The 20456-nt window shown below is 41.5% G+C and carries 20 protein-coding genes and 2 pseudogenes; 13 read left to right on the top strand and 9 right to left on the bottom strand.

The genetic code is table 11. From position 1 onward, the window contains the following. Positions 1-109: 109 nt before the first annotated feature. The 5 genes and pseudogenes from CJ239_RS08595 to CJ239_RS08575 form a co-directional block, all read right to left on the bottom strand. Positions 110-523, bottom strand: a complete 414-nt coding sequence (locus CJ239_RS08595) for a hypothetical protein (RefSeq protein ID WP_102211252.1) — start codon at positions 521-523, stop codon at positions 110-112. Positions 524-574: 51 nt separating this feature from the next. After that, positions 575-955: a hypothetical protein gene (locus CJ239_RS08590; protein WP_102211251.1), complete on the bottom strand. Its 381-nt coding sequence runs from the start codon at positions 953-955 to the stop codon at positions 575-577. 119 nt (positions 956-1074) lie between these two features. Next, a complete protein-coding gene (locus CJ239_RS08585) occupies positions 1075-1785 on the bottom strand; it encodes a nicotinamide mononucleotide transporter family protein (RefSeq protein WP_180958250.1) in 711 nt (236 codons plus the stop codon). After that, a pseudogene (locus tag CJ239_RS12400) lies at positions 1742-1924 on the bottom strand (hypothetical protein). Before CJ239_RS12400 ends, CJ239_RS08585 begins: the two are co-directional and overlap by 44 nt. Beyond that, on the bottom strand, positions 1905-2555 hold the full coding sequence (locus tag CJ239_RS08575; RefSeq protein ID WP_102211250.1) for a metal-dependent transcriptional regulator: 651 nt from the start codon (positions 2553-2555) through the stop codon (positions 1905-1907). The pseudogene CJ239_RS12400 and the gene CJ239_RS08575 overlap by 20 nt, the downstream one beginning before the upstream one ends. 111 nt (positions 2556-2666) lie before the next feature. Between CJ239_RS08575 and CJ239_RS08570 the strand changes: the two genes are divergently transcribed. Together CJ239_RS08570 and CJ239_RS08565 are read left to right on the top strand one after the other, a co-directional pair. Next, entirely contained in the window at positions 2667-3509 is an 843-nt protein-coding gene (locus CJ239_RS08570; RefSeq protein ID WP_180958249.1) for a metallophosphoesterase family protein, read from the top strand. A 75-nt stretch (positions 3510-3584) separates the two neighbouring features. Beyond that, entirely contained in the window at positions 3585-4022 is a 438-nt protein-coding gene (locus CJ239_RS08565) for an Rrf2 family transcriptional regulator (protein WP_102211248.1), read from the top strand. 55 nt (positions 4023-4077) lie between these two features. Here CJ239_RS08565 and CJ239_RS08560 read toward each other — a convergent pair whose 3' ends face one another. Further along, positions 4078-5151: a DUF2974 domain-containing protein gene (locus tag CJ239_RS08560; RefSeq protein ID WP_102211247.1), complete on the bottom strand. Its 1074-nt coding sequence runs from the start codon at positions 5149-5151 to the stop codon at positions 4078-4080. A gap of 155 nt (positions 5152-5306) precedes the next feature. Between CJ239_RS08560 and CJ239_RS08555 the strand changes: the two genes are divergently transcribed. The 4 genes and pseudogenes from CJ239_RS08555 (at position 5307) to CJ239_RS08540 (ending at position 8505) form a co-directional block, all read left to right on the top strand. After that, positions 5307-5984, top strand: coding sequence for a response regulator transcription factor (locus CJ239_RS08555; RefSeq protein ID WP_000548991.1), 678 nt, complete (start codon positions 5307-5309; stop codon positions 5982-5984). After that, positions 5977-6951 carry a HAMP domain-containing histidine kinase gene (locus CJ239_RS08550; RefSeq protein WP_102211246.1) on the top strand — a complete coding sequence of 325 codons (975 nt, stop codon included), beginning with the start codon at positions 5977-5979 and terminating at the stop codon, positions 6949-6951. Before CJ239_RS08555 ends, CJ239_RS08550 begins: the two co-directional genes overlap by 8 nt. Before the next feature lie 75 nt (positions 6952-7026). Further along, positions 7027-7271 (top strand): annotated as a pseudogene (locus CJ239_RS12255) (ABC transporter permease); the annotation flags it as partial. A 184-nt stretch (positions 7272-7455) separates the two neighbouring features. Further along, complete coding sequence (locus CJ239_RS08540; RefSeq protein WP_102211245.1) at positions 7456-8505, top strand: DUF389 domain-containing protein; 1050 nt, start codon at positions 7456-7458, stop codon at positions 8503-8505. 255 nt (positions 8506-8760) lie between these two features. Here the strand turns inward: CJ239_RS08540 and thrS are convergent, their stop codons facing one another. Beyond that, the gene (thrS, locus tag CJ239_RS08530; protein ID WP_000608345.1) at positions 8761-10704 is read right to left on the bottom strand and encodes a threonine--tRNA ligase; all 1944 of its coding nucleotides are present in this window, start codon (positions 10702-10704) and stop codon (positions 8761-8763) included. A 53-nt stretch (positions 10705-10757) separates the two neighbouring features. Continuing rightward, entirely contained in the window at positions 10758-11081 is a 324-nt protein-coding gene (locus CJ239_RS08525) for a hypothetical protein (protein ID WP_061439696.1), read from the bottom strand. 502 nt (positions 11082-11583) lie between these two features. Between CJ239_RS08525 and rpsO the strand changes: the two genes are divergently transcribed. The 6 genes from rpsO (at position 11584) to CJ239_RS08485 (ending at position 16995) form a co-directional block, all read left to right on the top strand. After that, positions 11584-11853 carry a 30S ribosomal protein S15 gene (gene rpsO, locus CJ239_RS08515; protein WP_001018251.1) on the top strand — a complete coding sequence of 90 codons (270 nt, stop codon included), beginning with the start codon at positions 11584-11586 and terminating at the stop codon, positions 11851-11853. A 788-nt stretch (positions 11854-12641) separates the two neighbouring features. Further along, complete coding sequence (locus CJ239_RS08505) at positions 12642-13253, top strand: CadD family cadmium resistance transporter (protein ID WP_102211243.1); 612 nt, start codon at positions 12642-12644, stop codon at positions 13251-13253. 235 nt (positions 13254-13488) lie between these two features. Then, entirely contained in the window at positions 13489-14535 is a 1047-nt protein-coding gene (locus CJ239_RS08500) for an iron ABC transporter permease (protein WP_102211242.1), read from the top strand. A gap of 1 nt (position 14536) precedes the next feature. Then, entirely contained in the window at positions 14537-15292 is a 756-nt protein-coding gene (locus CJ239_RS08495) for an ABC transporter ATP-binding protein (protein ID WP_102211241.1), read from the top strand. Between the two features lie 19 nt (positions 15293-15311). Continuing rightward, positions 15312-16322 carry an ABC transporter substrate-binding protein gene (locus tag CJ239_RS08490; RefSeq protein ID WP_102211240.1) on the top strand — a complete coding sequence of 337 codons (1011 nt, stop codon included), beginning with the start codon at positions 15312-15314 and terminating at the stop codon, positions 16320-16322. Further along, positions 16303-16995, top strand: a complete 693-nt coding sequence (locus CJ239_RS08485) for an alpha/beta hydrolase-fold protein (protein WP_102211239.1) — start codon at positions 16303-16305, stop codon at positions 16993-16995. Before CJ239_RS08490 ends, CJ239_RS08485 begins: the two co-directional genes overlap by 20 nt. 140 nt (positions 16996-17135) lie before the next feature. On the opposite strand, the gene CJ239_RS08475 is transcribed toward CJ239_RS08485, so the two are convergent. Then, entirely contained in the window at positions 17136-17894 is a 759-nt protein-coding gene (locus tag CJ239_RS08475; protein WP_102211238.1) for a 1-acyl-sn-glycerol-3-phosphate acyltransferase, read from the bottom strand. Between the two features lie 132 nt (positions 17895-18026). On the opposite strand from CJ239_RS08475, the gene CJ239_RS08470 reads away from it, so the two are divergent. Next, positions 18027-20363 carry a cation-translocating P-type ATPase gene (locus tag CJ239_RS08470; RefSeq protein WP_102211257.1) on the top strand — a complete coding sequence of 779 codons (2337 nt, stop codon included), beginning with the start codon at positions 18027-18029 and terminating at the stop codon, positions 20361-20363. Positions 20364-20456: the final 93 nt, after the last annotated feature.

Here is a 20456-nt window from a genome sequence, read left to right as displayed (position 1 = left end):
TTTTCATTATAGATCTTATGGGACTTTTTTTCTACAACAAAATAGGCTCCATAATATCCATAGGGGATTTACCCACTACAAATATTATAGAGCCGGTTTTTCTTATCTATCATAACATACTCCAAAATGGCATCGGTTCTTGATAGGCTTTTGGAAAGTCTCTTTTCAAGCTTTGGCAGATACGATAGGAAGGGATAAGATGTCCTAGGATGAGGAGACTTCCCTGAAGGAAAAGTGGGACACCACTTAAAAACACCAAGGAGAGAATTATCAGGATATCACATAGGAGAATTTGTAAGGCAAAACGCCAGAATTTCGGTCTAATCTGGGAATAGAGGTGACTAAAGTGGTCACAAAGTTGGTTGGACAGATAGGTCAATAGCACAGGATGAAAGAAAATGAGCCAACCGCTATAAATCAAAATCCAATCCCAAGTAAGTCCCTCTTTAAATGTCAAAAATGCCAGCATGATTCCATCAATGACAAGGAGTTGAATGGTTTTGATGGAGATGATTTTTTTCATGCTAAAACCTCCTTTTCCTTAGAGACATTCCCACAAAGAGATATGTTTGTTTTAAAAGTCTAGATAGTTTTCTCTTAGGTAGTCCGCCGTCCTATAATATAAAGTAGAATGACAAGCAGTGATGATTGGCATAAGAGAGGCAAAACGCTGAGAACTAGCGAAGGCTAAAAGGGCAAAAAATAGAAAATCAATGGAGAGAACCCCTAAATAGTAGAAGCGAATCTTTTTATTGATTTGAGGATAAATCTCAGCGAATTGATGTTTGAGTCGGTTGACCAAGCGAAACAGCAGGAGTCCCTGAGCAAGGAGGAAAATAAAACCAGTAAGCAAGAGCCAGTCGAAAACTGTCTCGGATCTAGTGGTAAAAAATGCAAATAGTAGCAAATCAATGATTGCAATTGCTACAAAATGGATTCTAAAGAGTTTTTTCATAAGACGACCTCCCTCTTTTATCTAGCTTCATTCTACTCCAAAAGAATGGGAGTTACAAGTAAAATGATAAAAAATTTTAGTAAGGAGATTCTGTTAGATTTCTTTATTTGATTTCCTTCTTATTGTTCCACTTCTTCATCATTCCAGACAAATAAAGCTCCGATTGCATTGAGGATATAAAAGATGTATTTACCGATATTGGCAAAGTTTCCTTGAATGCCAGCCTTTGTCAGCTGAACGAAATTATAAATCAACCAAAAGCCCCACTGAGTTGTTAGTTTCAATGCGTTCAAAGCATTGGCAATGAGGGACAGTGCAAAGGCAATAGTTGTTACGTAGGCAAGGAGATTCATCTTTCCTCCATAGCCGATATAGTTGGTCACAAAGGCAAAGAGGAAGGCGATGATGGAAATGGTGATGGCCGCCAATTTCACCTGTTTTTGGCTCATTTGGTTGGGTCTGCCTTCTTGCGAAGCTTCCCATTTCTTAATAGCAAAGCTATAAATGAGGAAGGTGACGGGATAGGTAATGATGGCCGCCTTATTTCCAAGGATATAATCAATGGTACCAGACAAAATCGTATTGATAATGCCAAAGTAATTTCCCCATTTGCTTAATTTTCCCGTGAAACGAGTGGACAACATGGAAATCCCAACGTTAGTTACGGAAATCAATCCAAAGGGGACAAGGGCAGTCCATGGTCCCCAGTTTACAAATTTGTCGAGACGTGAGTTGAGGTAACCAGATGCAATCGCAATCCCAACGACCAAAGCAACCCCGAAGAGGTCAAACCATTTGGATGTCGCAAAAATTTTTAGTGATTTTTTCATAGGTTAAACTATCTTTCTTTTTTTTAACAAATATTCTACAACTAAATGAAAGCAAAATCAAATGATAAAAATAAAACCCTGAAAATCAAACTTTCAGGGTTGGTAGGGGACTTGAGAAATTAGTCGATTTTCTCGACATAGAGTTGTTTGGCAATGTCCATACCTATTTGTAAATCCTCTTCTTTACTGAGGATAGTGAAAGTATTGCTGAAGCCATCAAACTGCTGGACTTGGAGAGGATCACCGATGTGAAGTGAGTGCTTATCCAGATAATGGAGAATGTCAAAACTATCGTGCACACGAGTCAGGCGGTAGGCGCCAGCTTCCTTGATGTCAGCTAGTGGGAGGTTATTGATTTCAACCAGGAGTTTTCCCTTGGCAGGAATAGTTCCTCCGTGAGGACAGGTTTTGGGGAATCCAAGCAATTTTTCTAGTCTTTCCACGAAGAGGTCAGAGACAGTATGTTCCAAAACCTCAGCTTCCTCATGAATCTGGTCACTCGTATAGTCTAAATGATGAACTAGAAAAACTTCAATCAAGCGGTGTTTGCGATAGAGCTCAGAGACCAGTTTGAGCCCGAGGTCAGTCAGTAGATAGCCACATTCCTTGTCCTTGAGGATGAGATTTTCGCTCTTCATCCGTTTAATCATTTCAGTTACGGCAGGGGGAGAGACTTGCATGCGAGCCGCAATTTCTTTGTTGGTGATTTTATGCAGGTCTATGCCGATTTCATAAATACATTTTAGATAGTCTTCTTTATTCGGGGTCATTCGCTTCCTCTTGTCTAATATCTTTATCTAGTATATCAAAAAAAGCTAGATTTCTCTAGCTGTGACTTTTTATGTTATACTTATTGCAAGAGAAAAAACGAGGAGATGAATATGACAAAAATAGCTCTTCTTTCAGATATTCATGGAAATACTACAGCCTTGGAGGCTGTTTTGGCAGATACTCGACAGCTAGGAGTGGATGAATACTGGCTTTTGGGAGATATTCTTATGCCAGGAACAGGGCGTAGAAGGATTTTGGACTTGTTGGATCAACTACCGATTACAGCTAGAGTTTTGGGAAACTGGGAAGATAGTCTGTGGCACGGTGTCCGTAAGGAATTGGATAGTACTCGTCCCAGTCAACGCTATCTCTTGCGCCAGTGCCAGTATGTTTTAGAGGAAATTTCCCTAGAAGAAATTGAACTGCTCCACAATCAACCCCTCCAGATTCATCGTCAGTTTGGGGATTTGACGGTAGGAATTAGCCACCATCTGCCTGATAAGAACTGGGGGAGAGAGTTGATTCATACTGGGTCACAGGAGGATTTCGACCGCTTGGTGACCAATCCGCCTTGTGATATTGCTGTTTATGGTCATATTCATCAGCAGTTGCTTCGTTACGGTACTGGTGGGCAATTGATTGTCAATCCGGGTTCGATTGGGCAACCTTTCTTTCTAGATGCTCAGTTGCGGAAGGACTTGCGGGCCCAGTATATGATTTTGGAGTTTGATGATAAGGGTTTGGTGGATATGGATTTCCGACGGGTAGACTACGATGTGGCAGCTGAATTGCAGCTGGCTAAAGATCTTAAACTTCCCTATTTTGAGGTTTACTATGAAAGTCTGGTCAATGGGATCCACCATACTCATCATCAGGAATTTCTGAGTGAATTGGCCCAGAAAGAGGGCTATGATAGGGAATTAGATGCTTGGTTAAAAAGTGGTAATGATTGACATTACAACTAAAAAGGGTATAATAATAGAAAAAGAAGAGTAGAGGCAGGGTAGCCTCGTAAAAAGGAGAAGAGGATGCAAATTCCAAGTAGATTTACCATTGCGACTCATATGCTGATAATCATTGCCCTCAAGGGGAAGGAAAGCAAGGTGACCAGTGATTTTTTAGCTACTAGTGTCGGGGTCAATCCTGTCATTATCAGAAAGACCTTGTCCCAGTTGAAGAAGGCAGAGCTGATTTCAGTAGCGCGTGGAACAGGGGGAACAGATATTGTTAAGGATCTCAAGGACATTAGTCTTTTAGACGTTTATCAGGCGGTTGAGTGTCTTGGTAAGACAGGTCAACTCTTTAGTTTTCATGACAATCCAAATCCAAATTGTCCAGTTGGAGCTCATATTCATGATGTTTTGGATCAAAAATTGGAGAGAATCCAGCTGGCTATGGAGGCTGAACTTGGTCAGACCAGTTTAGAGCAAGTTGTGGCTGATGCAGAGAGTCAGATGAAGGAGTGAATTCTTCTTTAAAGCAAAAAGCTTATGAAAAGGCAAAAACCTTATCATAAGCTTTTTATCTATTCTTCCAGGCTTGGTAACGGGTATCAATCAATAACTGGGTAAGGCGTCCCATGGTTTCCCTTTCTTCTGGAGTGAGGGATTGCGCTTGGATAAAGAGATGATGAATGTGTTCAAGTGCCTTGAAGGAAGATAGGTCATTGATAGAAGTAATACCAGAATCAAGAATGGTGCCAAAGAAGAGGTCTAAGTAGAGCTGGAGTTCCTCGTCAGGGACTGTGGCCACCCACTCCTTGAAGGTTGTGTCTACTTGTTGACTATCACTGTTGGTCTTATCCAGTTGAACGAAGTGCTTGTCCTCAATTTGCCAACTAAAGGTATCGTGCTGGGCGATACCACCTAAGGCAGTACTGTGCACGATGATTTGCTGGTTAGGGATTTCCAGCATCATACCGATAATGGAACCTTGTGGGATGAAGACCTTGGTTCTATCCATTATCCTTTGATAGCCCTCGGTTTGTGTCAGTTCTTTATGGAGACCAGGCGCATCAAAGGTATAAACTGCTGTGATTTGATTTTGCAAGCTTTGCTCAATTTGACTAGCAGCATAGATGGCTAGATTTCCTCCCTTGGAATGCCCGGCCAGAATGACCTTCTGCTTAGGATGGTGGGCAAAAAAGTTCTTTAAATAGCGAAGGGCGTGCTTTTGAGCAGGAATTTCCTTCATATAGGTCAGGTGGAAATCTTCCTTCCAACCAATGATACTATCATCTGTCCCACGAAAGACAATCAGATAGGTATCGAGAGTGAGGCGGTAGGTCATAGCCGCAAATTGTTTTTGCAGTTCAGGGTCGATGTCGTTGATAAAATGGGAGAGTTTGCAATTTTTGAAGCGTTTGTGTCGAGCTAATTCATCCAATAATTGGAGCCGATTTTTACTGGTCAACATGTTCGATTCTCTTGGAACCTGAGGTGCCAGGTCTAAAAGTCGCTGAGAAACTGTAGAGACCAGATTATCAAAGGAGAGATAGGTGATTTCTGTTAAGGCTAGAATATCTAATTCATTCAAAGGAAGGTCGTAAAAGGAATCGTGTGCGACATCTTTCAGATAATCAAAAATATTGGCCATAAGAACTCCTTTCTGTTTATTTATCTTATCAGATTTCCCTCAAATTAGCTAGTAGGATTGCCTCACTATGTTGGCTAAAAACAAGCTATGTCAAATTCAGTTTCAGACCTTCGAGCATGGAAAAATCTGTTATAATAATAGAAAAGGAGGAGCGCATGCACAAGATTTTACTAGTAGAAGATGATCAAGTTATTCGTCAACAGGTCGGGAAAATGCTCTCTGAATGGGGATTTGAAGTGGTTCTGGTAGAAGACTTTATGGAAGTTTTGAGTCTTTTTGTCCAGTCGGAGCCTCATCTGGTCCTCATGGATATTGGTTTGCCCTTGTTTAATGGTTATCACTGGTGTCAGGAAATTCGCAAGATTTCCAAGGTCCCCATCATGTTTCTGTCTTCGAGAGACCAGGCTATGGATATTGTCATGGCAATCAATATGGGGGCGGATGACTTTGTGACCAAGCCTTTTGACCAGCAGGTTCTTCTAGCCAAGGTTCAGGGCTTGTTGCGTCGTTCCTATGAGTTTGGGCGTGACGAGAGTTTACTGGAATATGCTGGTGTTATCCTCAATACCAAATCAATGGATTTACATTATCAAGGGCAAGTCTTGAATTTGACCAAGAATGAGTTTCAGATTTTACGCGTTTTGTTTGAGCATGCAGGCAACATCGTAGCGCGTGATGACCTGATGCGAGAACTTTGGAACAGTGACTTTTTCATTGATGATAATACCCTCTCTGTCAATGTGGCTCGTTTGCGTAAAAAATTGGAAGAGCAGGGCTTGGTAGGATTTATCGAAACCAAGAAAGGAATAGGGTACGGACTGAAACATGCTTGATTGGAAACCATTTTTTCTAGCCTATCTGCGCTCCCGTAGTCGTCTTTTGGTTTATCTGATTTCTTTGACGTTTCTGGTCTTACTCTTTCAGTTTTTATTTGCCAGTTTGGGAATTTACTTTCTCTACTTTTTCCTCTTGTGTTGCTTTGTAACCATCTTATTTTTCACTTGGGACATATTGGTGGAGATGCAGGTCTATCGTCAGGAACTTCTCTACGGAGAGAGGGAAGCTCAGTCTCCTTTGGAAGTAGCTTTAGCAGAAAAATTAGAAGCCCGTGAGATGGAACTCTATCAGCAGAGGTCAGATGCCGAAAGAAAACTGACGGATTTGCTGGATTACTATACCTTGTGGGTCCATCAGATTAAGACTCCCATTGCAGCCAGTCAACTCTTAGTTGCAGAAGTAGCTGACCGTCAATTGAAGCAGCAACTGGAACAGGAAATTTTCAAGATTGACTCCTATACAAACTTGGTTTTACAGTATCTGCGTTTAGAAAGTTTCCATGATGATTTGGTCTTAAAGCAGGTTCAAATTGAGGATCTGGTTAAGGAAATAATTCGTAAATATGCTCTTTTCTTTATTCAAAAAGGCTTAAATGTCAATCTACATGACCTTGATAAAGAAATCGTGACGGATAAAAAGTGGCTGCTAGTGGTTATTGAGCAAATTATCTCAAATAGTCTCAAGTACACCAAGGAAGGTGGTCTGGAGATTTATATGGAAGGCCAGGAACTCTGTATCAAGGATACGGGAATCGGGATAAAAAACAGTGATGTCCTCCGAGTCTTTGAACGTGGTTTCTCAGGATATAATGGACGCCTAACCCAGCAGTCATCTGGACTTGGCCTCTACCTATCTAAGAAAATTTCTGAAGAACTGGGTCACCAGATTCGTATCGAGTCTGAGGTCGGAAAAGGAACGACAGTGCGGATTCAGTTTGCTCAAGTGAACCTAGTCCTTGAGTGAGCCTCATAGATAAGAGTCCAGGATAAGACAACTGGGCTTTTTTATCTTTAACTGTATATGTGAGTAAATTATTTTATCTACTATAAACAAATCTCTGAGGGATATGAAGACCACGAACGAAAAGGTAGGTCTAGATCAAAATCAGATTAAGTAAACCAATAACAAGCAAATCTTGACAGTTTTCTTTCTTTCTTCCTTCCTGTAATTTTTACATTTCTCCATTGGCCTTTGCTTACCATATGCTTAGTTTAGTTCTAGAGGTCATTGAAGTAGTCGATGATATCATGAGGTTGACGATAACTTTCTCTATCTGTTCAATTGATAGATTTCGTCAGAGAAAGACTATAAAATTTTTGATATAATGTTAAGGATGGACTGACGGATACTTAAAGGATAATTTTCAAAAGAATAATAGGTGAGAGGAAAAATATGTAAGATTGGACAGAAGTCTCTCTACCATCATCCATGCAGAAACAAGATTATATGAAATAAAAGGAGTAACTAATGACCGGAAACTATTCAACACGTGAATACCGTGAGAAATTATATGATGATCTTCATGTTCGATTAAGAGATACAGTGATTTTGATGTGTGCGATTTTTATTGCCTCTATCGGTCTAAATATGAATTCAACAGCTGTCATTATTGGAGCTATGCTGATTTCCCCTCTTATGACACCGATTGTTGGACTCGGATTTGGTTTAGCTATTTTTGATATGCGTTTAATCAAGCAATCTCTAGAGGTTTTATTCACCCAAGTATTGGTCAGCTTGCTTGTCTCGACTCTGTATTTCTGGATTTCTCCCTTATCTTATGCAAGTAGCGAATTGATTGCACGAACTTCTCCAACCATTTGGGATGTTCTCATTGCTATTGCTGGTGGGATAGCAGGTGTCATTGGTTCAAGGAAAAAAGAAGCAAACAATATCGTGCCAGGAGTAGCCATTGCAACAGCTCTGATGCCACCTATCTGTACTGCAGGTTACGGTTTAGCTAATGGAAATGTACGATTTTTATTTGGAGCTCTCTATCTTTTCTTGATTAACTGTGTTTTTATCATGCTAATCAATATTGTTGGAACAAGAATTTTGATGAGAAAATCTCCCTTAAGTTCATTTAAAGAGCTAAATATTAAAATGAGAATTGGGTTGATATCTTTGATTGTATTATTGATTCTTCCGGCTAGTTATTCAGCAGTCACTCTGACGATAGATCAAGCGCGAAAAGAAGGAATCAAACAGTTTGTAGGAAAAGAGTTCGCCAATCATACGGTCATTAATCAAGTCTATAAGTCAAGGAACAATGAATTGGTCTTGACGGTTGTTGGAGACCCGATTTCAGAAGAGGAATTAGAAACGCTCCACCAAAAACAAGTCTCTTACGGTATTCAATCTGTTCAATTGAAAGTCAATCAAGTTCATAATTCGACAAAATTAGACAGTGATACGACCAAGGAATTTTATGAAACCATTAACAAGTATATCGATCAAAAACTCTCTGAAAAGGATTCACAAAAAGATCTCGTAAAAGAAAATGAAGCAGACAAGGATTGAGGATATTGACCTTGTCTAACTCATGAAAGCAAATCTTGTGTGGTGGTTTGGTCAATCACTACTAGCTCGGATTAAATAATACTCTTCGAAAATCAAATTCAAACCACGTCAGCGTCGCCTTACCGTACTCAAGTACAGCTTGCGGCTAGCTTCCTAGTTTACTTTTTGATTTTCATTGAGTAAAAATATAAAAAGCAACAGCTGTTTCAGTTGTTGCTTTTTAGGTAGCTAGGATTTTATCCCAGGTTTTATCTCTTATTTCTCAACGCGTGATTTGTTGGCGATATCAGCTAGGATAGCTTGAACAAAGTCATCAACTGAGACAGTTTGTGTTTCTTTTTGGCCATAGCGGCGAACGTTGACTGTTCCGTCTTCCATTTCCTTGTCTCCAACAATCAATTGGTAAGGAATCTTGCTGGTTTGTGAAGCACGGATCTTGAACTGCATTTTTTCATTGCGCTCATCTACGTCTGCACGGACACCGCGGTCACGGAGTTTCTTAGCCACTTCCCAAGCGTAGTCCACGTGTTTTTCGTTAGATACTGGGATGAGGGTTACTTGGTGAGGTGCAAGCCAAGTTGGGAAGGCACCCTTGTAGTTCTCAATCAAGATAGCTGTGAAGCGTTCCATAGTTGAGATAACTCCACGGTGGATCATAACTGGACGGTGCTCTTCGCCATCAGCTCCGATGTATTTAAGATCGAAGCGTTCTGGAAGCAAGAAGTCAAGTTGGATAGTAGAAAGGGTCTCTTCTTTGCCAAGGGCTGTCTTAACCTGGATATCCAATTTTGGACCGTAGAAGGCTGCTTCACCTTCGGCTTCAAAGTAGTCCACACCCATTTCATCAAGGGCTGCACGAAGCATGGTTTGGGCATTTTCCCACATCTCATCGTTATCAAAGTACTTATGAGTATCTTGAGGGTCACGAAGAGAGAGGCGGAAGCGGTATTCAGTCAAGTTGAAATCTTCATAAACATCGATAATCAACTGGAGGGCACGTTGGAATTCTTCTTGGATTTGTTCTGGAGTAACGAAGAGGTGACCGTCGTTGAGCGACATCTCACGCACGCGTTGAAGACCAGTGAGGGCACCAGATTTTTCATAACGGTGCATCATACCGATTTCAGCGATACGGATTGGCAACTCACGGTAAGAGTGAACATGGTGTTTGAAGACTTGGATGTGGTGCGGACAGTTCATTGGACGAAGGACAAATTCTTCCCCGTCACCCATGTCCATAGTTGGGAACATGTCTTCTTGGTAATGATCCCAGTGACCAGAAGTCTTGTAAAGTTCAACAGAAGCAAGTGGTGGAGTGTAGACGTGTTGGTAGCCAGAAGCTAGCTCTTTGTCTACGATGTAGCGTTCCAACTCACGACGAATAGTCGCACCATTTGGCAACCAGAATGGCAAACCTTGACCAACCTCTTGAGAAATCATGAAGAGATCAAGCTCTTTACCGAGTTTACGGTGGTCGCGTTCCTTAGCTTCTTCACGCATTTGAAGGTAGTTTTTCAAGTCTTTCTTGTCAAACCAAGCTGTACCGTAGATACGTTGCATCATAGCGTTGTCGCTATTTCCACGCCAGTAAGCACCTGCTACATGGAGAAGGTGGAAGATTTGGATGCGGCCTGTTGATGGGACGTGAGGGCCACGGCAGAGGTCTACATACTCACCTTGACGATAGATAGTCAAACCACCTTCGTCTTCAGAGTGTTCTTCAATCAATTCTAATTTGTAAGGGTCGTTCTTGAAGATTTCACGTGCCTCGTCTTTAGTCACTTCTTCACGAATTGATGGGAAGTTTTCTTTGACAATTTTTTGCATTTCTTCTTCGATACGAGGAAGGTCTTCGTTAGAGATTTGACCAGCTGTGTTGTCTGTATCGTAGTAGAAGCCGTCTTCGATGGCTGGACCAACTCCCAAGTGAATGTCTGGGAAAAGACGACGAGCTGCTTGGGCGAACAAGTGAGCAGCTGAGTGACGCAAGATTGGAAGGGCATCTTCGTGATCAGGTGTCACAATTTCGATGCTTCCATCTTCAGTGATAGCACGAGTAGTGTCGATGAGTTTGCCGTTGAATTTACCAGCCAAGGCCTTTTTAGCTAGGGAATTGCTGATCGATTGGGCAATTTCAAAAGTTGTAACGCCAGATTCGAATTCACGAACAGCGCCATCTGGGAAAGTAATGTTAATCATGATGTTCTCCTTTTTATTATTTCATAGTTTTTAAGCATTGACTTTTTTGCAGACTACTTCCTAGTCTTAATGTTCAATTGCTTTTCTTTATCAGAGAGGAAGTTTTCCATTTCCGTCAGAATGTCTATATCCAGACGTTGAGAAAGTTCTACTAGCCACCAGATATTTTCTGAAAGTTTTTGTTCCAGTGTGTAGGGTGTTTCATCATAGTAGCGTCCTTGCTTTGTCATCACCAATCGTTGGAAATTTCCAATATCATTAGACAAAGCCAAGAGGTCTTCTTCTACCGTCCACTTGGAATCATGATGCTTAACTTCCAGTTCGTGATAAGCTTGTCGGATTGCCCAACTGCGCTCCACTAATTCTTGCAACTCCATAGTTAGCCTCCTCATAAAAAATTGCGACATCCTCGAAAGGACGTCGCAACGTGGTTCCACCTTCATTTATGTTCCTCAAAAAAGAGGGACACCTCTGATTGGCTCTAACGTGGCCACCGTTTTATGTTTTCATAAAAGTCAGTAGAGTAGTATCAGTTTAGACTTTCTATGCGTTTCCAGCAACCACGCACTCTCTAGTAGAAAGGGACTAAGTGACTTGTCTCTATGGATTATTATAGCATGATTGTGAAAATTTTCAAGATATTTGTAGATTTTTTTGAATTTCCTTGTTGGAAAGGCGTTGGTAATCAGCTATGGTAATATTAGCAGAAATTGGCAATCTTAATTGTGTTAGTGAAGCAAAGAGAAAGAAAGTAAATCTGTTGACAAAGATGTTAGTTATTGGTAGAATAGGGATTGTCGTAAAGACAAATAACTTCTTCTTGGTTACAGGCATGCCAACCTGTCACTCGGATGAAGCCAAATAAAAAGGAGAAACATCATGGCAATCTCAAAAGAGAAAAAAAATGAAATCATTGCACAATATGCACGTCACGAAGGTGATACAGGTTCAGTAGAGGTTCAAGTTGCTGTCCTTACTTGGGAAATCAACCACCTTAACGAACACATCAAACAACACAAAAAAGACCACGCTACTTACCGTGGGTTGATGAAGAAAATCGGTCGCCGTCGTAACTTGCTTGCATACTTGCGTAAAAATGACGTTAACCGTTACCGTGAGTTAATCAACTCTCTAGGACTTCGTCGTTAATCTTGCGTCTAAACCGTTTCTATACTTCGTTGGCTTCGGCTCGATGTACCATTAGTACAACCTTCGCCTCGTCGCCTAGTCTATAAACGGTTTATCCAGCAAGATTGGAGCTTTCTGATTTTCAGAGGGCTTTTTATGTTATCAACTTACCTTGGTATGCTAAAGTATTATCTTTGGTTACGGTTCCTAGCACTGTAAGGTAAAATAAACCAGAATGATCTCCCTTCGGGGAGATTTTTTGTTTCACTGAAAGTTTCGTACATTCTTCTCCTCGCCGTCTAGTCTATAAACGTTTTATCCAGCAAGAATCATGATGCTAAGGGCGTAAGAAATCCGTATGAAAATAGGGAAAGGACACCGTGTTCGATGAACACAGGGAGTTTCATCTTTTTCACTAGGATTTTATCCCAATCTCAAATTATCTTTAGGACTTCAGAAGACTTTTTTATTGAGGTTTTATCGGTCACAACTTTGGAGACTACAAAAACCTCAAATGGTATCAGCTACTTACACCATAAAGGTGCGCAGCTACTCGGCTTGAAAAGCCGAGTAGCTGTCTGAAAGCCCCCTTGGAGAGCCCACACTTTACGAAGTAAAGTACAGTATGTTATACTTTACATGGAAGTAGTCACCGAATTCCAGTTAGAAATTACTATGTAACTAAGTTTTGAGGAGGAGTAAAATGCTTTCCTACGTTCGACATTACCCACTAGCGATAGCTAAATTAATGTGTCTGTGCTTTCCTAAAATCTACTGATTTATTACTGACCAATACAGGAGGTTTTTTTATGGGACAGACAATCATATCTGCTATTGGTGTTTATATTTCCACCAGTATCGATTATTTAATTATTTTATTTATTTTATTTGCACAGCTATCACAGAATAAACAAAAATGGCATATTTATGCGGGACAATATCTAGGCACAGGCTTACTTGTAGGGGCGAGTTTAGTTGCTGCTTATGTCGTTAATTTCGTGCCTGAAGAATGGATGGTTGGATTGCTTGGTTTAATCCCTATCTATTTAGGGATTCGCTTTGCAATTGTTGGAGAAGGTGAGGAAGAAGAGGAAGAAATTATTGAAAGATTAGAACAAAGCAAGGCAAATCAACTGTTTTGGACAGTTACATTGCTGACAATTGCGTCTGGCGGAGATAATTTAGGTATCTATATACCTTATTTTGCTTCGTTAGATTGGTCACAGACCCTCGTGGCCTTGCTTGTGTTTGTAATCGGTATAATTATCTTATGCGAGATTAGTCGGGTGTTATCCTCTATTCCGTTAATATTCGAGACAATTGAAAAATACGAGCGAATCATTGTGCCCTTAGTATTCATTCTACTTGGACTATACATCATGTATGAAAATGGCACGATAGAGACTTTTCTGATCATGTAGATTTTTTTGTTTCACTAGGATTTTAGCCCGGGCTCAAATCAGCTCTCTGATTTTCAGAGGGCTTTTTACGTTGTCACCTTACCTCGATATACTCAAGTATTATCTTTACTTACGGTTCCTAGCACTATAAAACCAACTATATTCATTTGTTCTCATCTTGTTCCATTGTTGAAAATATGGTATACTTTTCATGAGAATTTTCTAAATTTCTAAGATTCTATCAAAGGAGGTTTGCATGCTTTCCAAATTTTATGGAAGCCGACAAGACCAGCAATTTTTGTTACTTTTAGTTATTTTGCTAGGTATTTTAGGGATTTCTCTCTTTCTAGCAGTTTCAATGGGATCTGTTGCAATTGATCTAGGAGACACCTATCGGATTATTTTGAGCAGGTTAGGATTTCCTCTTGAGATAGGAGAGGTTTCCAAGTCCACTCTTGCCATTGTATGGAACATGAGATTCCCCCGAGTATTGTTAGGTTTGATAGTGGGGGCTGGTCTTTCTATGTGTGGTAGTGTGATGCAGTCTACAGTGAACAATCCTATCGCAGAGCCTTATGTCTTAGGAATATCTGCGGGTGCAACTCTAGGGGCAACATTGAGCATCATTCTTGGTTTAAAAGTGATGATTAGCCTTGGAGCTTTTCTTGGAGCTATTTTGGCAACAATTGTTGTTCTCATCATTGCCTCTATGCAGGGAAGAATGACGACTTCTAGTCTGATTTTATCAGGAACGGTGGTCAACGCTCTCTTTCTGGCTTTTTCAAACTTTATTATCTCAGTCGGAGCTAATGCGGATAGTGTGATGACCATTAAGTTTTGGACAATGGGCTCGCTTGCTGGGACTACCTGGGCAGACTTGGTCCTGCCAACTATAGTAGTAGGAATGACCTTTCTATTTTTCTCTACCCAGTATCGTGTTTTCAATGCGATGATGATGGGAGATGAGGCTGCTTTAACTTTGGGGATTCCCTTACGCTTTTATTGGTATCTTTATGTGACCATGGTGGCTGTGCTAACAGCAGTCTTAGTGTCAACCTGTGGGATTATTGGATTTGTCGGTCTGATTACTCCACATTTAGCTCGAGGGTTAGTAGGAACGAATTACAAGAGGCTTTTTCCTGTTGCAACCTTGCTAGGTGCCCTCTTTGTCATTTGGGCAGACGTACTCTCTCGTATCATCATTCCAAACGCAGAGCTTCCTATTGGTATTTTCACAGCCTTAGTAGGTGCTCCCTTCTTTATCTACATTGTTGGAGGTAGGCGAAGGGAGGTGAGAGTCTGATATGGACTTGATTTGTCAGGATATCCATTTTGGACTAGGAGAGAAAAAAATCCTCAAAGGAGTCTCTCTTAAGGTTGAAGGGAATCAATTTCACACGATATTAGGACCAAATGGAAGCGGGAAAACCAGTCTACTTAAACTCCTCTATCGTCAGGAAAAGGCAGACAAAGGCTTGATAAGCCTAGATGGAAAACCTCTTGAACAATGGACAATCAAAGAAACAGCCAAGCAAATGGCAGTTGTCACCCAGTTTAATCAATTGCAGTTTGATTGTACAGTTGAAGAAATCGTCTTGCTGGGAAGAACTCCCCACCTCTCTTTTTTACAGAAGGAAAGGGAAAGAGATTTTACACTCGTTCAAGATGCCCTTGTTAAGGTGGATATGCTTGAGAAGAAAACTCGTCTCTATTCGTCTCTGTCAGGGGGAGAGAAACAGCGAGTTTTGTTAGCCCGTGCCTTGGCGCAAGAACCGACTCTCTTGCTCCTAGACGAACCAACCAATCACCTGGATATCAAGTATCAGTTAGACTTGTTGGCCATTGTGAAGGAGCTCAAGGTCAATGTTCTAGCTGTCCTGCATGATATTCAACTTGCTTGTCGCTATTCGGATTATCTCTATCTAATGAAAGAGGGAGAAATCCTTTACCAAGGGACTCCAAAGGAGACCATCACCCCTGAGTCATTGCAAACTGTATATGGAGTTCAAAGTCAGGTGACTTGGACCGAGGATCAGCAAGCTATGATTCACTATTTATAAGAATGAAAAGGAAAATAAGATGAAAAAAACACTAAGCATTTTACTGGTAACAGTAGCTACCTTAACCATGGCAGCTTGTGGTAACACTACTACAGAAAAAGCTACCACACAATCTAGCACAGAAACAAGTCAAAAGGCGAGCACAGAGACGACTTATCCACTAAAGATTAAGACCTATGATGCTAAAGGAAATGAAGTCGAACAAGTTTTTGATAAGGCACCTGAAAAAGTTATCACCAACAATCTTTCAACCACTGAAATCTTATTGGAGTTGGGGTTGAAGGATAAAATTGCTGGCATGCTTAACCCTGATAATGCTGTGACGGACAAATACAAGGACGCGATTGCGACTATTCCTCAAATTGGGGATAAAAAAACAGTCTCACAAGAGACAGTCCTTTCTTATGAGCCAGAAGCTGTGATGGGTCGAAACATGATGTTTTCTGAAAAATCCTTGGGGACAGTTAGCACTTGGAATGAAAACAAAATCCCAGTCTATACTCAAAAAGCTTCTCTCTCAACGATTCAGCAAGATTTGGGGAATATCGTAGAAGATGTCAAAAATCTTGGAATGATTTTTAATGTTCAGGACAAGGCTAATGAATACGCAGCTCAATTACAAACTAAAATTGACGCTGTTAAGAAAGCAAATCCAGCAAGCCAAGGTGAAAAGAAAAGGGCTTTGATTATGGTTGCTTATAATGATGAAACCTTCGGTGCCTACAAGTCTGCCTTGCAAGAAAGTTTGCTGAACCAACTTGGTTATACCAACGTTGCTACGGGGACATCAGGCTTGACCTTGGAAAATCTCGTGTCAATGGATCCTGAATTGATTATCTATGTAACCAGCGACCGCAATAAAAAATTGGATGAAAAAGCAGTAGAGTTGATGAAGGCAAATGCTGTTTTGGAAAGCGTTCCTGCTATTAAGAATCAAAAAATCATGACCATCTCTTACGATGAATTGATGGACTATGGTCCAGCAGTGATTGATTCTCTTGAGAAAATCAATGACTTTATCAATAAATAATGAGTTTGATTGGGAAGGAATTCAAGTCAAAATCAGCCTTCCTTCTAACTATGACCCCAATCAAATCTATCCGGCTATTTTATTGAATGATGGGAACTTGGACTTCTTATCCTCCCTTTCCGAATCTGTGATTTTAGTGGGCTTAACCTCTAAAAATCGCATAGACGACTACACTCCCTGGAAGGCATCGGCTCTGAGAGATGGGGCTCCAGATTTTGGAGGTCAGGCCAACGTCTATCATGATCATTTATTTGGAGGTCTTTTGGACCAGTTGCAGTCGCTTTATCGCCTGGACGAAACTCGCCTTGCTTATGGAGGCTACTCACTAGGTGGTTTGGCGGCAGTCTACAGTCTTTTCAGCTTTGACAAGGTTTCCTGTGTCTTCTCCATCTGCGGTTCCTTTTGGTATCCTGATTTTGTGGCTTACTGCAAGGAAGAAAAGGTGAAAAATTTGGACTGTTTGCTGTATTTACAGAATGGTCAAACAGAAGGAGTCAATCATAGCAATCGCTTGGCTCAAGCACCAGTCTATGCTGAGCAAATCCATACCAGTCTTCAGAAATGCTATCCGAACGGCCAGTTTGTCTTTGATCCTTATGGGCACCATGAACAAGTAGCTGAGCGATTTCTAGCTTTTTCCAGCTGGTTGGCCCAAAAATGGAAAATCGAATAAAAGATTTATCCCTTGGCACATGCCAAGGGATTGTTGTATTTATTTAATACTCTTCGAAAATCAAATTCAAACCACGTCAGCGTAGCCTTACCGTACTCAAGTACAGCTTGCGGCTAGCTTCCTAGTTTGCTTTTTGATTTTCATTGAGTATAACAAAGAGCCTCTCTCTTCTTATCTGGATTCCATACGAAGCTTGCGATAAAGCTAAAGATGATAGTTAGGATAGCGAGGATAATCGCAAGGATGAGGGCAGGGATGCGAATAAACCACCAGAGTGGGTTTGGTTTTTTATCATTATGCCATTGTTTCGTTTCTTGGTCCAAACGTTGAAATTCTGCATGGATACGATTGGCGACTGTTTCAATGCCTTCATCATTCATTTTCTTGATATCTGAGATATCGATTGGATTTCCAAAGTTCATATCGACACGTTCACGGCTAACTAAGCCCTTCAAAGTCATGGGACCTGTGTAGGTAACAGGCATGATACGGACCTTGGCCATTTTGGCAATCAGGGCTACGCCACCCTTGACATCATTTGAGTGACGGCTCCCACTTGGAAATATGATGAGAGAGCGATCACTTTTTTTAAGAACATTGATAGGATATTTGATGGCTGAGGCGCTAGGATTCTCACGGTCGATAGGAAAGGCGCCACACATACGAATCCACCAGCCAAAGATACGGTTGGTAAAGAGCTCTTTTTTGGCCATAAAGATGAATTGTTTTGGCTTGGTCGCAAAAGCCATGTAAACTGGATCCCACCAAGTGCGGTGAGGCGCAACCAAAATATAATTTTCATCTTGATTAGGAATTTTATCAGTATTATGATAGTGGGCATTGCCATTGATGGACCATAGGAGCAAGACAACCAATCCACGTAAATAAGTATAAAACATGCGATCTCCTTCGATTATTTTCTTGTTATTATTATACCTTATCAAAGGAGGGCTGGCAAACTTTTCCCTTGACCAGGTCCATATTTGGGATAAGATTAGAATTCTTTTAGAAAAAATGATATGATAGAATTTATGGATAAAAATAAGATTATGGGATTAACCCAAAGAGAAGTCAAGGAAAGACAGGCTAAGGGCTTGGTCAATGATTTTACTGCTTCGGCCAGTACCAGCACTTGGCAAATCATCAAACGAAATGTCTTTACCCTTTTTAACGCTTTGAACTTTGCCATTGCTTTGGCCCTTGCCTTTGTGCAGGCTTGGAGCAATTTGGTCTTCTTTGCTGTCATCTGCTTTAACGCTTTTTCTGGGATTGTGACCGAGCTGCGGGCTAAACACATGGTGGACAAGCTTAATCTCATGACCAAGGAAAAGGTCAAGACTATTCGTGATGGCCAAGAAGTGGCTCTGAATCCTGAAGAATTGGTGTTAGGAGATGTCATTCGTTTGTCTGCAGGAGAGCAGATTCCTAGTGATGCCTTGGTTTTGGAAGGCTTTGCGGAAGTCAATGAAGCCATGTTAACGGGGGAAAGTGATTTGGTGCAAAAGGAAGTGGATGCCTTGCTTTTGTCTGGAAGTTTCTTGGCTAGTGGGTCAGTTTTAGCTCAAGTTCACCATGTCGGTGCAGACAACTATGCTGCCAAACTCATGCTGGAGGCCAAGACCGTTAAACCAATCAACTCTCGTATCATGAAATCGCTGGACAAGTTAGCAGGTTTTACTGGAAAGATTATCATTCCTTTTGGTCTGGCTCTCTTGCTAGAAGCCTTGCTTTTAAAAGGACTGCCTCTCAAGTCATCCGTTGTAAATTCATCGACAGCCCTACTGGGAATGTTACCCAAGGGAATCGCCCTTTTGACCATTACTTCGCTCTTGACTGCGGTGATTAAGCTGGGTTTGAAAAAGGTCTTAGTGCAGGAGATGTACTCTGTTGAGACCTTGGCGCGCGTGGATATGCTCTGTCTGGACAAGACGGGCACCATCACCCAAGGAAAGATGCAGGTAGAGGCTGTTCTTCCGCTGACGGACACTTATGGTGAAGAGGCTATTGCCAGCATCCTGACTAGCTACATGGCCCATAGTGAGGATAAAAATCCAACTGCCCAAGCTATTCGCCAGCGTTTCCAAGGACAGGTTGCCTACCCTATGCTTTCGAATCTTCCCTTCTCTAGCGACCGCAAGTGGGGAGCCATGGAGTTAGAAGGCTTGGGAACAGTTTTCTTAGGGGCGCCTGAGATGTTGCTGGATTCTGAGGTCCCAGAAGCCAGAGAGGCCTTGGAGAGAGGGTCACGTGTATTGGTCTTAGCTCTCAGTCAGGAAAAACTAGACCATCACAAACCACAGAAACCATCTGATATTCAGGCTCTAGCCTTGCTGGAAATCTTGGACCCCATTCGAGAGGGAGCAGCAGAGACGCTGGACTATCTCCGTTCTCAGGAAGTGGGCCTCAAGATTATCTCTGGTGACAATCCAGTTACGGTGTCCAGCATTGCCCAGAAGGCTGGTTTTGCGGACTATCACAGCTATGTCGATTGCTCAAAAATCACGGATGAGGAATTGGTTGCTATGGCTGAGGAGACAGCTATTTTCGGACGTGTTTCCCCTCATCAAAAGAAACTCATCATTCAAACGCTGAAAAAAGCGGGTCATACAACAGCTATGACAGGGGACGGGGTTAATGATATCTTGGCCCTTCGTGAGGCGGATTGTTCCATCGTAATGGCGGAAGGGGATCCAGCGACTCGTCAGATTGCCAATTTGGTTCTCTTGAACTCAGACTTTAATGATGTTCCTGAGATTCTCTTTGAAGGTCGTCGTGTGGTCAATAACATTGCCCATATCGCACCGATTTTCTTGATAAAGACCATCTACTCATTCTTGCTCGCAGTCATCTGTATTGCCAGTGCTCTTCTGGGACGGTCTGAATGGATCTTGATTTTCCCCTTCATTCCGATCCAGATTACCATGATTGACCAGTTTGTGGAAGGTTTCCCGCCATTCGTTCTGACTTTTGAGCGAAATATCAAGCCTGTCGAGCCAAACTTCCTCAGAAGATCCATGCTTCGTGCTCTACCAAGTGCACTCATGGTCGTCTTCAGCGTCCTGTTTGTGAAAATATTTGGAAGTAGCCAAGGTTGGTCTGAGTTAGAAATCTCAACCCTCCTCTATTATCTACTTGGGTCTATCGGTTTCTTATCCGTATTTAGAGCCTGCATGCCATTTACCCTCTGGAGAGCCCTCTTGATTGTCTGGTCAGTAGGTGGCTTCCTAGCTACAGCTCTCTTCCCAAGGATTCAAAAACTGCTTGAAATTTCGACATTAACAGGACAAACACTGCCTGTCTATGGGGTCATGATGTTGGTCTTTACCGTGATTTTCATCCTGACTAGTCGCTATCAAGCCAGAAAATAAAGAAAGGCTGCAATCTGTGTATTGCGGTCTTTTTAGGTACAAGATTGCTAGCTGAAATGTGGTATAATAAGAGGTAATAGAGTTTTGGAAAGT

Source organism: Streptococcus sp. UMB0029, from assembly GCF_002871495.1.
Lineage (GTDB): Bacteria > Bacillota > Bacilli > Lactobacillales > Streptococcaceae > Streptococcus.
This window is presented reverse-complemented; position numbering and strand designations above follow the sequence as displayed.